The organism is Paenisporosarcina sp. P4_E4_2, assembly GCF_056401595.1.
Window position 1 is genome coordinate 1 of record NZ_JBFUJC010000073.1, and the last position, 11,048, is coordinate 11,048.

Consider the following 11,048-nt stretch of genomic DNA (forward strand, 5'->3'; position numbering starts at 1 on the left):
GTACAAAACTGTTGTTAAGTAGTCTTGTGTGTTTTTTCCTGGACGAATTCCTGGAATATATGCACCTTGCTTTTTCAAGTTATCGGCAACATTTTCAGGATTCACTTGAATGAACGCATAGAAATACGTAAATGCAACGATTAACGCTACATAGATGAGCATGCCCACCGGTTGCGAGTAATCAAACGTGTTCTGAATGAAATCTGTTACTTTATTCTGTCCGAAGAAGGTGGAAAGTGTTTGTGGTGTAATGATAAACGCCACTGCGAAGATAACTGGAATAACACCAGCTGCATTCACTTTTAACGGTAAGTGTGTCTGTTGAGCACCAGTAGTCCCACGGCCAGTTACACGTTTTGCATACTGAATCGGAATTTTACGTAATGCTTGTTGAACGTAAATGACTCCTACAGTGATTGCAATAATCGCTAAAAGAAGAAGTGCCAAAATCGCAATTTTGATGAATAATTGATCACCAGCGTCTTCAATTTGAGATGCATAGATTTGGTTAGCAGTACTTGGCATCGCAGCAACGATACCTGCAAAGATGATAATGGAAATACCATTACCGACACCTTTAGCAGTAATCTGCTCAGATAACCAAAGAAGGAACGCAGTTCCACCTGTTAACACAATAGCTATGACAATATACGTTGAAATGCCATCGGCTTTAATTAAAGAGCCATCATACATACGGTTAAACCCGTAAGACATTGCCATCGCTTGAATGAACGCCAACACGATTGTGAAGTAACGTGTGAACTGAGCAAGTTTACGTCTTCCGACTTCACCTTGTTTTGCCCACWCCGTAAACTTCGGTACAACATCCATTTGTAGCAATTGTACAATGATGGATGCAGTGATGTACGGCATGATTCCCATTGCTAAAATCGAGAAGTTAGCAAGGGCACCGCCACCAAATGTATTTAAGAAACCAATTAAGCTATACTGGTCAGCTGCTTGCAAGACTTGAGCATCAACGTTTGGTACCGGAATGAAAGTTCCGAGACGGAAAACGATCAGCATCAACAGAGTGAATACAATTTTATTTCGTATATCTCTAACGCGCATAAAGTTGGAGATTGTCTGAAACATTATACCACCTCTGTTTGTCCGCCCGCAGTTTCAATAGCTTCTTTAGCTGAAGCAGAGAACTTGTGAGCTTTCACAATAAGCTTTTTGTCAAGAGATCCGTTACCAAGAATCTTGATTCCAGCTTTTTCGCTGCTCACAAAACCTGTTTCAATAAGCAAAGCAGGTGTAACCTCTGTGCCTTCTTCGAAACGGTTTAATGTATCAAGGTTCACAATAGCGTATTCTTTACGGTTAATGTTCGTAAAGCCGCGTTTTGGTAAGCGTCGGAACAATGGGTTTTGACCACCCTCAAATCCTGGACGAACACCGCCGCCAGAACGAGCGTTTTGACCTTTATGACCTTTACCTGCAGTTTTACCATTACCAGAACCAATCCCGCGACCTTTACGCTTGCGCTCAGAACGAGATCCTTCTGCCGGTTTTAACTCGTGCAGTTTCATATGTGTGGCACCTCCTTATTCTAAAGTACGTTTTATAGTTCCTTTACAGAAACTAAATGAGCTACTTTCCCAACCATCCCACGGATAGCTGCGTTGTCAGCATGCTCAACAGTTTGATGCATTTTACGTAAGCCAAGAGCTTCTACAGTTTTACGTTGATCTGGTTTAGAACCGATCACGCTTTTAGTGAGGGTAACTTGTAATTTTGCCATTGTCATTTCCCCCCTTAACCTAGTAACTCTTCAACTGATTTGCCGCGTAATTTAGCAACGTCCTCAGCACGTTTTAGTCCAGTTAAGCCATTGATTGTAGCACGTACCATGTTGATTGGTGTGTTAGAACCAAGAGATTTAGAAAGAATATCAGTAATACCAGCTAGCTCAAGTACAGCACGAACTGGACCACCAGCGATAACACCAGTACCAGGAGCAGCAGGCTTGATTAAGATTTCACCAGCGCCAAAGTTACCGATAATTAAGTGTGGAGTAGTACCACGTACCATAGGCACTTCGATCAGGTTTTTCTTCGCATCTTCTACTGCTTTACGGATAGCATCAGGTACTTCTTGTGCTTTACCAGTACCGAATCCTACGTGGCCATTCTTGTCACCAACAACAACCAATGCAGTGAAGCGGAAACGACGTCCACCTTTTACAACTTTAGCTACGCGGTTAATAGTAACAACGCGTTCTTCAAGTTCAAGTTTGTTTGGATCAATGCGACGCATGAAATGTGTCCCTCCTTCTTATTAAAATTCTAAGCCATTTTCGCGAGCAGCTTCAGCTAAAGCTTTAACGCGTCCATGATATAAGTAACCGCCACGGTCGAATACAACAGATTTGATGTTTTTTTCCGTAGCACGTTTAGCGATTGATTCACCGATTGCGATTGCAGACTCTACATTACCTTTACCATCGAAATCTTTTTCCATAGTAGAAGCACTTACAAGTGTTACACCAGCAGTATCATCGATCAATTGCGCGTATAGATGTTTATTAGAACGGAATACGTTTAAACGAGGACGTTCAGCTGTACCCGTGATTTTAGAACGTACACGTGCATGACGTTTTTTACGAACTTGATTTTTATCTTGTTTCGTAATCACAGAGGTCACTCCTTTCTAATGCTTAGGCAGCATTATTTACCTGTTTTACCTTCTTTACGACGAACAACTTCGCCTTCATAACGAATACCTTTACCTTTATACGGCTCTGGTGGACGTGTTTGACGGATGTTAGATGCTAATGCACCAACGCGCTCTTTGTTAATTCCTTTGATGCTGATCTTAGTGTTTGTAGGAACTTCTACAATTAAGCCATCTTCAGGAGTAAATTCTACTGGATGAGAGTAACCAACGTTCAATACAAGTTTTTCACCTTGTAAAGAAGCACGGTAACCAACACCAACTAATTCAAGATTGCGTTCGAACCCTTTAGATACACCTTCAACCATGTTTGCAAGCAAAGCACGAGTTGTACCGTGAATCGTACGGTGTTCTTTAGATTCAGAAGGACGTGTTAAAGTAACAACGTTTTCTTCTTTTTCGATTTTAATATCTGCATTAAAAGTACGAGTAAGCTCGCCTTTTGGACCTTTTACAGTAACTTCATTGTTTGCACCAATTGTTACAGTAACGTCAGCAGGAACCTCAATTGGTTTTTTACCTACACGAGACATTTATTTGCACCTCCATTCGTTTGTTGCTTTTTACCAAACGTAAGCTACGATTTCGCCGCCAACTTGTTTAGCGCGTGCTTCTTTATCAGTTAATAGACCATTAGAAGTTGAAACTAAAGCAATCCCAAGTCCATTTAATACTCTAGGTACTTCATTAGTTTTCGCATATACACGAAGACCAGGTTTTGAAATACGTTTTAAACCAGTAATAACGCGCTCGTTGTTTTGACCGTATTTCAAGAAAATGCGAATGATACCTTGTTTGCTATCTTCAACATATTCTACGTCACGAACAAAACCTTCACGTTTAAGGATCTCAGCGATCTCTTTTTTCATGTTTGAAGCAGGTACTTCCAGTTTTTCGTGGCGAACCATGTTCGCGTTACGAATACGTGTAAGCATATCTGCAATCGGATCTGTCATTGTCATTACATTAACCTCCTTCCCAGTTTAGGGGATTACCAGCTGGCTTTTTTCACGCCAGGAATTTGTCCCTTGTAAGCAAGTTCACGGAAACAAATACGGCAAAGTTTAAATTTACGTAAGACCGAATGCGGACGTCCGCAACGTTCACAACGTGTGTAAGCTTGTACATTATGCTTTGGCGTGCGCTTTTGTTTAGCGATCATTGATTTTTTAGCCACGTTTACGCCTCCCTTATGTTTACTTTTGGAACGGCATTCCGAATTGTGTTAGTAACTCACGAGCTTCTTCGTCAGAGTTCGCAGTTGTTACAATTACGATATCCATACCGCGTACTTTAGACACTTTATCGTAGTCGATTTCAGGGAAGATCAATTGTTCTTTCACACCTAATGTGTAGTTACCGCGACCGTCGAATGCTTTTTTAGAAACACCACGGAAGTCACGTACACGTGGAAGAGAGATAGCAATTAATTTGTCCAAGAATTCGTACATACGCTCACCGCGTAATGTTACTTTCGCGCCGATTGGCATACCTTCACGAAGACGGAAGCCAGCGATTGATTTCTTAGCTTTAGTTACAACAGGTTTTTGACCTGTGATGATAGTTAATTCTTCTACAGCAGCGTCAAGTGCTTTAGTGTTTTGAACAGCGTCACCAACACCCATGTTGATAACGATTTTATCCACTTGTGGCACTTGCATTACTGATTTATATTCAAACTTGCTCATTAGAGCAGGAGAAACTTCCTTAAGAAACTTTTCTTTTAGGCGGTTCATGTGTGTACCTCCCTTCTTCTTTTACTTATTTATCGATTTGTTCGMCAGATTTTTTTGCAACACGAACTTTTTTGCCATCTTCCACTTTATAACTTACGCGAGTCGGCTCGCCTGATTTAGGGTCGATTAACATAACGTTCGATACGTGAATTGATGCCTCTTGGCTGACAATTCCACCTTGTGGATTTGCCTGGTTTGGTTTCATGTGCTTTTTCACAAGATTCATACCCTCAACTAGCACACGGTCTTTCTTTGGAAAAGCAGCAATGATTGTACCAGTTTTGCCTTTTTCTTTCCCTGAGATCACCATAACTTTGTCGCCTTTTTTAACATGCATTCTGTCGCACCTCCTTGTTTAGCACTTTCGAGTTGATTAAAGAACTTCCGGAGCTAAAGATACGATTTTCATGAAGCTATTGTCACGTAATTCACGTGCAACAGGTCCGAAAATACGAGTTCCGCGCGGGCCTTTATCGTCACGAATGATAACGCATGCGTTTTCATCGAATTTGATATAAGTACCGTCTTTACGGCGTACACCGCTTTTAGTGCGAACGATAACAGCTTTAACGACGTCACCCTTCTTGACAACGCCACCTGGTGTTGCTTTCTTAACTGTACACACGACGATATCGCCGATGTTAGCAGTTTTACGACCAGAACCACCAAGCACTTTAATTGTTAAAACTTCACGTGCACCTGAGTTGTCAGCAACTTTCATACGACTCTCTTGTTGGATCACTTAGGTAACCTCCTCTCGGAATTTGGTCTGTTCCGAAATTTCTATTTAGATAATAACCGCTTTTTCTACAACTTCCACTAGGCGGAAACGTTTTGTAGCAGACAACGGACGAGTTTCCATGATACGAACTACGTCGCCTAATTTASCTTCGTTTTGCTCATCATGCGCCTTGAACTTTTTAGAGTACTTAACACGCTTACCGTAAAGCTTATGCTTTTTGTATGTTTCTACCATAACAGTTACAGTTTTGTCCATTTTGTCAGAAACAACACGGCCCGTGTATACTTTGCGTTGGTTACGCTCAGTCATGCTCGAAAACCTCCTTTATCAGTTATTTGCACTGATTTCTCTTTCACGAATCACAGTTTTCATACGCGCAATAGCTTTACGTACTTGGCTAATGCGAGCTGTGTTTTCTAATTGACCAGTCGCCAATTGGAAGCGAAGGTTGAAAAGCTCTTCTTTCAGTGATTTCACTTTTTGTTCGATTTCTGCAGTGGTAAGGTCACGGAGTTCATTAGCTTTCATTAGATTCACCACCAATTTCTTCACGTTTTACGATTTTACATTTCACAGGAAGCTTATGTGATGCAAGTCGAAGTGCTTCGCGTGCTACCTCTTCAGAGACACCAGCGATTTCGAACATGATCTTTCCTGGTTTAACTACCGCTACCCAACCTTCAGGAGAACCTTTACCGGAACCCATTCGAACCTCAAGAGGCTTTTTAGTGTAAGGCTTATGTGGGAAAATTTTAATCCATACTTTACCGCCACGTTTCATGTAACGTGTCATTGCAATACGAGAAGACTCGATTTGACGGTTAGTGATCCAGCTAGCTTCAACAGCTTGTAAGCCGAATTCACCGAAAGTGATTTCTTTACCGCCTTTCGCTTCTCCGCGCATTTTTCCGCGGTGTTCGCGACGATATTTAACGCGTTTAGGCATTAACATATTATTTGCCTCCTTCCACAGAATTCTTCTTAACTGGAAGGACTTCACCACGATAGATCCAGACTTTAACACCAAGCTTACCATAAGTTGTGTCAGCTTCAGCGTGTGCATAATCAATGTCAGCACGTAAAGTATGAAGTGGTACAGTTCCTTCACTGTAGTGTTCAGCACGCGCGATGTCAGCGCCGCCTAGACGTCCAGATACTTGAGTTTTAATACCTTTAGCGCCTGCACGCATAGTGCGTTGTAATGATTGTTTTTGTGCACGACGGAAAGATACGCGGTTTTCTAATTGACGCGCAATGTTTTCAGCAACTAATTTTGCGTCTAGATCCGCACGTTTGATTTCAACGATGTTGATATGAACACGCTTGCCAGTAGTAGCGTTTAGGTTTTTACGAAGTGCTTCCACTTCAGTACCACCTTTACCAATTACCATACCTGGTTTCGCAGTGTGAATTGTAACATTAACACGGTTTGCAGCGCGCTCGATTTCTACTTTAGAAACAGAAGCCTCTTTCAAACGTGTTTCGATGTAGCTACGAATTTTTAAGTCTTCGTGAAGAAGAGTTGCATAGTCTTTTTCTGCGTACCATTTAGACTCCCAGTCACGAATAATGCCGATACGTAATCCTATTGGATGTACTTTTTGACCCACGAATTATCCCTCCTTCTTCTCAGATACCACGATTGTAATGTGGCTTGTGCGTTTGTTAATTGCGCTTGCACGCCCCATTGCACGTGGACGGAAACGTTTTAATGTTGGACCTTCGTCAACAAAAACTTCAGAAATAACTAGTTTATTTACATCTAAATCATAGTTGTGCTCAGCGTTTGCAACCGCAGATTTCAACACCTTTTCAACAACAGGTGATGCCGCCTTAGGTGTAAGGCGCAAAATCGCAACTGCTTCACCGATTTGCTTGCCTCGGATTAAATCAACGACTAATCGTACTTTACGAGGGGCAATACGCACTGTTTTAGCAATAGCTTTAGCTTGCATCAGGATATCCTCCTCTCAATTAGCGTCTTGTTTTCTTATCGTCATTGCCATGGCCTTTATACGCACGTGTTGGCGCGAATTCGCCCAATTTGTGCCCTACCATATCTTCAGTCACATATACAGGAACGTGTTTACGTCCGTCATATACTGCGATCGTTAATCCGATAAAAGTCGGGAAAATTGTTGAACGGCGAGACCAAGTTTTGATCACTTGTTTTTTCTCAGAGTCCTTTTGTGCGTCAACCTTCTTCATAAGATGGTCATCAACAAAAGGTCCTTTTTTCAAGCTACGACCCATTTTGGAACCTCCCTCAGTGATCTCGCTACGGCTCTCTGTTCGAACCGCAGAAGAATCACATTATTTTTTACGACGACGAATGATAAGTTTGTCGGATTTGTTTTTCTTTTTACGAGTTTTGTAACCAAGAGTTGGTTTACCCCAAGGAGTCATTGGTGATTTACGACCGATTGGAGAACGTCCTTCACCACCACCGTGTGGGTGATCGTTCGGGTTCATTACAGATCCACGTACAGTTGGGCGTTTACCTAACCAACGGTTACGACCTGCTTTACCGATGTTGATTAACTCATGTTGTTCATTACCAACTTGACCAATTGTAGCACGGCAAGTTCCCAAAATCATGCGAACTTCACCAGATTGAAGACGAATAATTACGTACTTATCTTCTTTACCAAGTACTTGCGCAGAAGTACCAGCAGAACGTACTAATTGTCCACCTTTACCAGGTTTCATTTCGATGTTATGGATTGTAGAACCCATAGGGATGTTTTGTAATGGTAGTGCGTTACCTACTTTGATATCAGCTTCTGGACCTGACATGATAGTCATGCCAACTTCTAAGCCTTTAGGTGCTAGGATGTAACGTTTTTCACCGTCTAAGTAGTTAATTAATGCAATATTCGCAGAGCGGTTTGGATCATACTCAATAGTAGCAACGCGTCCTGGAATGCCATCTTTAAATCGTTTGAAATCGATGACACGGTATTGACGCTTATGGCCGCCACCATGATGACGAACAGTTAACTTACCTTGGTTATTACGGCCGCCTTTACGTTTGACAGGCTCAAGCAATGATTTCTCAGGCTTGTTAGTCGTGATTTCAGCGAAATCAGAAGCTGTCATGTTACGTCGACCATTGGAGGTAGGTTTGTACTTTTTAATCGCCATGTTTATTCCCTCCTTCTTGTTAGTTCAATTTGAATCCTGTATGGATTAAACTTCGAATAATTCGATGTCTTTGCTATCAGCAGTCAACTTAACAATTGCTTTACGGCGTTTGTTAGTGTATCCACCAAATTTACCAACGCGTTTGAATTTACCTTTGTAGTTCATGATGTTAACTTTCTCAACATCTACTCCAAAGATTTCTTCGATTGCGTGTTTAACTTGAGTTTTGTTGGCGCGAGTGTCCACTAAGAAAGTGTACTTTTTCTCTTCCATGATTTCAGAAGAACGCTCGGTAATGACCGGACGTTTAATAATATCACGTGCTTCCATTATCCAAGCACCTCCTCGATTTTTTCTACTGCAGCTTTTGTCACAACAATTTTGTCGTGTCCAAGCAAGTCAAGAACATTAATGCCTGTTGCTGTTACGACTGTTACTCCTGGGATGTTACGAGCAGATAATGCTACGTTTTCATCAAGTTCAGCTGTAACGAACAAAGCTTTTTTCTCGATAGAAAGGTCTTTCAACACTTTCAAGAAATCTTTAGTTTTTGGTGCGTTGAAAGCTAAGCCTTCAAGAACTACGAAATTCTCTTCTAACACTTTCGCAGAAAGAGCAGAACGTAGAGCTAAGCGACGAACTTTCTTCGGTAATTTGTAGCTGTAGCTACGTGGAACTGGACCGAATACAACACCACCGCCACGCCATTGTGGAGAACGAATCGAACCTTGACGAGCACGACCTGTTCCTTTTTGTTTCCATGGCTTACGACCACCACCAGCAACTTCAGAACGGTTTTTAACTTTATGATTACCTTGACGAAGTGACGCACGTTGAGCGACTACAGCATCAAATAATACATTACTGTTTGGCGCGATTCCGAAAACCGCATCGTTTAATTCGATTTCACCAACAGATGAACCTGTTTGGTTAAGTAAAGATACCTTTGGCATTCCTGTTTCCTCCTTCCTCTATATAATTAGTTAGCTTTGATAGCAGTTTTAACTACTACTAATGCTTTACGAGAACCAGGAACATTACCTTTAACAAGTAGCAAGTTACGATCAGCATCAACTTTTACGATTTCTAAGTTTTGGATCGTTACCATTGTGCCACCCATTTGACCAGGTAATTTCTTTTGTTTGAATACGCGGTTCGGAGCAACAGGCCCCATTGAACCAGGACGACGGTGGTAACGAGATCCGTGAGCCATAGGTCCGCGAGATTGTCCGTGGCGTTTAATAACACCTTGGAAACCCTTACCTTTTGTCACACCTGATACATCTACTACATCGCCTTCTGCGAAACTTTCAACCTTGACTTCTTGACCAACTTCGTACTCAGCAATATTCAAGCCGCGGAATTCGCGGATGAAGCGCTTAGGAGCAGTGCTAGCTTTTGCTACGTGTCCTTTAGCAGGTTTGTTAGAAAGCTTTTCACGCTTATCTTCAAAACCTAACTGGATCGCTTCGTAGCCGTCTGTTTCAACTGATTTCTTTTGAAGCACTACGTTTGGAGACGYCTCAATTACAGTTACAGGGATTAAGTCACCGTTCTCAGCAAATACTTGCGTCATACCGATTTTTCTACCTAAGATTCCTTTGGTCATTTGTCACACCTCCTACAGTAATTGTGTTTAGTTCTATTTGTTGTTTACCATTAAAGTTTGATTTCAATATCAACGCCAGATGGTAAGTCAAGCTTCATTAACGCATCAACAGTTTGTGGTGTTGGGTTAACGATATCGATCAGACGTTTATGCGTACGCATTTCGAATTGTTCACGAGAATCTTTGTACTTGTGAACCGCACGAAGAATTGTGTACACAGACTTCTCAGTTGGAAGTGGAATCGGACCTGATACACTTGCACCTGAACGTTTCGCAGTTTCCACAATTTTTTCAGCAGACTGATCAAGAATTCGATGATCATACGCTTTCAAACGGATACGAATTTTTTGTTTTGCCATAATTTTCCCTCCTTTTCGCCTATTTACTAGACATTCTCAACGAAAATTTTCCAACATCCCGCCATGGCAAAGCGGCCGGGTGTGTCGGTAACCTCTCGCATCATCGCAGTCAGATAAAGACCAACTTCAATATTATACATAAAGAAAAAGAATAACGCAAGTGGTTTCACGAAATTCTTTTTATCGCTTTCCTATTGTATGATGAATCCTTTTTTCTTTCAATAGCTTGAGTAATTGTCCGAACATTAAGTTCTTCCATTAAAGAACCATAATCGCAATCCAACCGAAAACCAGTAGCGGAATATTGTAATGGATAAACGTCGGTACGCACGTATCCCAAATGTGATTGTGTTGGCCGTCTACATTTAATCCAGCAGTTGGTCCCAGCGTACTATCTGACGCTGGCGATCCAGCATCTCCAAGTGCACCAGCTGTGCCAATCAAAGAAATAATGGCGAGCGTGCTGAATCCGAACTCTACAGCAAGCGGCACGAAGATTGCTGCGATAATCGGTATCGTCGCGAATGAAGAACCAATTCCCATCGTGATTAATAATCCAATGACAAGCATGAGCATTGCTGCGAGCGCTTTGTTTCCTTCTAATAATGAAGAAGCACTGCCTACCAATGATTCAATGTCTCCAGTTGCTTGAATAACAGAAGCAAATCCATTTGCAGCAATCATGACGAAACCGATGAATGCCATCATGCGCATACCYTCAGTTAATAAGTTATCGGCTTCCTTCCATTTTAGAACTCCAGCAACGTACAGCGTCAGAA

Annotated in this window: 23 protein-coding genes; all 23 read right to left on the reverse strand. The window is 41.7% G+C overall.

The features are described from left to right. Positions 1–1,095, reverse strand: a 1,095-nt coding sequence (secY, locus tag AC1DSB_RS07570) for a preprotein translocase subunit SecY (protein WP_477586304.1), incomplete at its 3' end; no start/stop codon positions are given. After that, complete coding sequence (gene rplO, locus AC1DSB_RS07575; protein WP_016429901.1) at positions 1,095–1,535, reverse strand: 50S ribosomal protein L15; 441 nt, start codon at positions 1,533–1,535, stop codon at positions 1,095–1,097. The genes rplO and secY, both read right to left, overlap by 1 nt. Before the next feature lie 32 nt (positions 1,536–1,567). Beyond that, positions 1,568–1,747, reverse strand: a complete 180-nt coding sequence (gene rpmD / locus AC1DSB_RS07580; RefSeq protein ID WP_016429900.1) for a 50S ribosomal protein L30 — start codon at positions 1,745–1,747, stop codon at positions 1,568–1,570. A gap of 14 nt (positions 1,748–1,761) precedes the next feature. Next, positions 1,762–2,262 carry a 30S ribosomal protein S5 gene (rpsE, locus tag AC1DSB_RS07585; RefSeq protein ID WP_016429899.1) on the reverse strand — a complete coding sequence of 167 codons (501 nt, stop codon included), beginning with the start codon at positions 2,260–2,262 and terminating at the stop codon, positions 1,762–1,764. Positions 2,263–2,283: 21 nt separating this feature from the next. Next, positions 2,284–2,640 carry a 50S ribosomal protein L18 gene (rplR, locus tag AC1DSB_RS07590; RefSeq protein WP_016429898.1) on the reverse strand — a complete coding sequence of 119 codons (357 nt, stop codon included), beginning with the start codon at positions 2,638–2,640 and terminating at the stop codon, positions 2,284–2,286. 32 nt (positions 2,641–2,672) lie between these two features. Beyond that, positions 2,673–3,212, reverse strand: coding sequence for a 50S ribosomal protein L6 (gene rplF, locus AC1DSB_RS07595; protein ID WP_016429897.1), 540 nt, complete (start codon positions 3,210–3,212; stop codon positions 2,673–2,675). A gap of 30 nt (positions 3,213–3,242) precedes the next feature. Then, complete coding sequence (gene rpsH / locus AC1DSB_RS07600; RefSeq protein ID WP_016429896.1) at positions 3,243–3,641, reverse strand: 30S ribosomal protein S8; 399 nt, start codon at positions 3,639–3,641, stop codon at positions 3,243–3,245. Positions 3,642–3,670: 29 nt separating this feature from the next. Further along, a complete protein-coding gene (locus AC1DSB_RS07605) occupies positions 3,671–3,856 on the reverse strand; it encodes a type Z 30S ribosomal protein S14 (RefSeq protein WP_016429895.1) in 186 nt (61 codons plus the stop codon). A 19-nt stretch (positions 3,857–3,875) separates the two neighbouring features. After that, complete coding sequence (gene rplE / locus AC1DSB_RS07610; protein ID WP_016429894.1) at positions 3,876–4,415, reverse strand: 50S ribosomal protein L5; 540 nt, start codon at positions 4,413–4,415, stop codon at positions 3,876–3,878. 25 nt (positions 4,416–4,440) lie between these two features. Next, entirely contained in the window at positions 4,441–4,752 is a 312-nt protein-coding gene (gene rplX, locus AC1DSB_RS07615) for a 50S ribosomal protein L24 (RefSeq protein ID WP_477586307.1), read from the reverse strand. 36 nt (positions 4,753–4,788) lie between these two features. After that, positions 4,789–5,157: a 50S ribosomal protein L14 gene (gene rplN, locus AC1DSB_RS07620; RefSeq protein WP_016429892.1), complete on the reverse strand. Its 369-nt coding sequence runs from the start codon at positions 5,155–5,157 to the stop codon at positions 4,789–4,791. A 45-nt stretch (positions 5,158–5,202) separates the two neighbouring features. Next, a complete protein-coding gene (rpsQ, locus tag AC1DSB_RS07625) occupies positions 5,203–5,466 on the reverse strand; it encodes a 30S ribosomal protein S17 (protein WP_477586309.1) in 264 nt (87 codons plus the stop codon). 18 nt (positions 5,467–5,484) lie between these two features. After that, positions 5,485–5,685 carry a 50S ribosomal protein L29 gene (gene rpmC / locus AC1DSB_RS07630; protein WP_016429890.1) on the reverse strand — a complete coding sequence of 67 codons (201 nt, stop codon included), beginning with the start codon at positions 5,683–5,685 and terminating at the stop codon, positions 5,485–5,487. Then, positions 5,675–6,109, reverse strand: coding sequence for a 50S ribosomal protein L16 (gene rplP / locus AC1DSB_RS07635; protein WP_016429889.1), 435 nt, complete (start codon positions 6,107–6,109; stop codon positions 5,675–5,677). The genes rpmC and rplP overlap by 11 nt, the downstream gene beginning before the upstream one ends. Position 6,110: 1 nt before the next feature. Beyond that, entirely contained in the window at positions 6,111–6,767 is a 657-nt protein-coding gene (gene rpsC / locus AC1DSB_RS07640) for a 30S ribosomal protein S3 (RefSeq protein WP_016429888.1), read from the reverse strand. Positions 6,768–6,770: 3 nt separating this feature from the next. Continuing rightward, positions 6,771–7,112 (reverse strand): 50S ribosomal protein L22, encoded by a 342-nt coding sequence (rplV, locus tag AC1DSB_RS07645; protein ID WP_016429887.1) that lies wholly within the window; start codon positions 7,110–7,112, stop codon positions 6,771–6,773. Positions 7,113–7,131: 19 nt separating this feature from the next. Next, the gene (gene rpsS / locus AC1DSB_RS07650; protein WP_016429886.1) at positions 7,132–7,410 is read right to left on the reverse strand and encodes a 30S ribosomal protein S19; all 279 of its coding nucleotides are present in this window, start codon (positions 7,408–7,410) and stop codon (positions 7,132–7,134) included. Between the two features lie 60 nt (positions 7,411–7,470). After that, the gene (rplB, locus tag AC1DSB_RS07655; protein ID WP_016429885.1) at positions 7,471–8,301 is read right to left on the reverse strand and encodes a 50S ribosomal protein L2; all 831 of its coding nucleotides are present in this window, start codon (positions 8,299–8,301) and stop codon (positions 7,471–7,473) included. A 45-nt stretch (positions 8,302–8,346) separates the two neighbouring features. After that, positions 8,347–8,631, reverse strand: a complete 285-nt coding sequence (gene rplW / locus AC1DSB_RS07660) for a 50S ribosomal protein L23 (protein WP_016429884.1) — start codon at positions 8,629–8,631, stop codon at positions 8,347–8,349. Then, positions 8,631–9,254: a 50S ribosomal protein L4 gene (gene rplD / locus AC1DSB_RS07665; protein WP_016429883.1), complete on the reverse strand. Its 624-nt coding sequence runs from the start codon at positions 9,252–9,254 to the stop codon at positions 8,631–8,633. The genes rplW and rplD overlap by 1 nt, the downstream gene beginning before the upstream one ends. 26 nt (positions 9,255–9,280) lie before the next feature. Then, positions 9,281–9,910 (reverse strand): 50S ribosomal protein L3, encoded by a 630-nt coding sequence (rplC, locus tag AC1DSB_RS07670; RefSeq protein ID WP_477586312.1) that lies wholly within the window; start codon positions 9,908–9,910, stop codon positions 9,281–9,283. A 50-nt stretch (positions 9,911–9,960) separates the two neighbouring features. Continuing rightward, positions 9,961–10,269 (reverse strand): 30S ribosomal protein S10, encoded by a 309-nt coding sequence (gene rpsJ / locus AC1DSB_RS07675; protein WP_004233624.1) that lies wholly within the window; start codon positions 10,267–10,269, stop codon positions 9,961–9,963. Between the two features lie 258 nt (positions 10,270–10,527). Further along, the coding region (locus AC1DSB_RS07680) for a Na+/H+ antiporter NhaC family protein (RefSeq protein WP_477586314.1) at positions 10,528–11,048 on the reverse strand (521 nt) is incomplete at its 5' end.

Bases quoted from the DNA above. Each gene is read 5' to 3' on its own strand.
- rplO (WP_016429901.1), bottom strand. From the start codon at position 1,535: ATGAAACTGCACGAGTTAAAACCGGCAGAAGGATCTCGTTCTGAGCGC.
- rpmD (WP_016429900.1), bottom strand. From the start codon at position 1,747: ATGGCAAAATTACAAGTTACCCTCACTAAAAGCGTGATCGGTTCTAAA.
- rpsE (WP_016429899.1), bottom strand. From the start codon at position 2,262: ATGCGTCGCATTGATCCAAACAAACTTGAACTTGAAGAACGCGTTGTT.
- rplF (WP_016429897.1), bottom strand. From the start codon at position 3,212: ATGTCTCGTGTAGGTAAAAAACCAATTGAGGTTCCTGCTGACGTTACT.
- rpsH (WP_016429896.1), bottom strand. From the start codon at position 3,641: ATGACAATGACAGATCCGATTGCAGATATGCTTACACGTATTCGTAAC.
- rplE (WP_016429894.1), bottom strand. From the start codon at position 4,415: ATGAACCGCCTAAAAGAAAAGTTTCTTAAGGAAGTTTCTCCTGCTCTA.
- rpmC (WP_016429890.1), bottom strand. From the start codon at position 5,685: ATGAAAGCTAATGAACTCCGTGACCTTACCACTGCAGAAATCGAACAA.
- rplP (WP_016429889.1), bottom strand. From the start codon at position 6,109: ATGTTAATGCCTAAACGCGTTAAATATCGTCGCGAACACCGCGGAAAA.
- rplV (WP_016429887.1), bottom strand. From the start codon at position 7,112: ATGCAAGCTAAAGCTATTGCTAAAACAGTGCGTATTGCCCCTCGTAAA.
- rpsS (WP_016429886.1), bottom strand. From the start codon at position 7,410: ATGGGTCGTAGCTTGAAAAAAGGACCTTTTGTTGATGACCATCTTATG.
- rplB (WP_016429885.1), bottom strand. From the start codon at position 8,301: ATGGCGATTAAAAAGTACAAACCTACCTCCAATGGTCGACGTAACATG.
- rplW (WP_016429884.1), bottom strand. From the start codon at position 8,631: ATGGAAGCACGTGATATTATTAAACGTCCGGTCATTACCGAGCGTTCT.
- rplD (WP_016429883.1), bottom strand. From the start codon at position 9,254: ATGCCAAAGGTATCTTTACTTAACCAAACAGGTTCATCTGTTGGTGAA.
- rpsJ (WP_004233624.1), bottom strand. From the start codon at position 10,269: ATGGCAAAACAAAAAATTCGTATCCGTTTGAAAGCGTATGATCATCGA.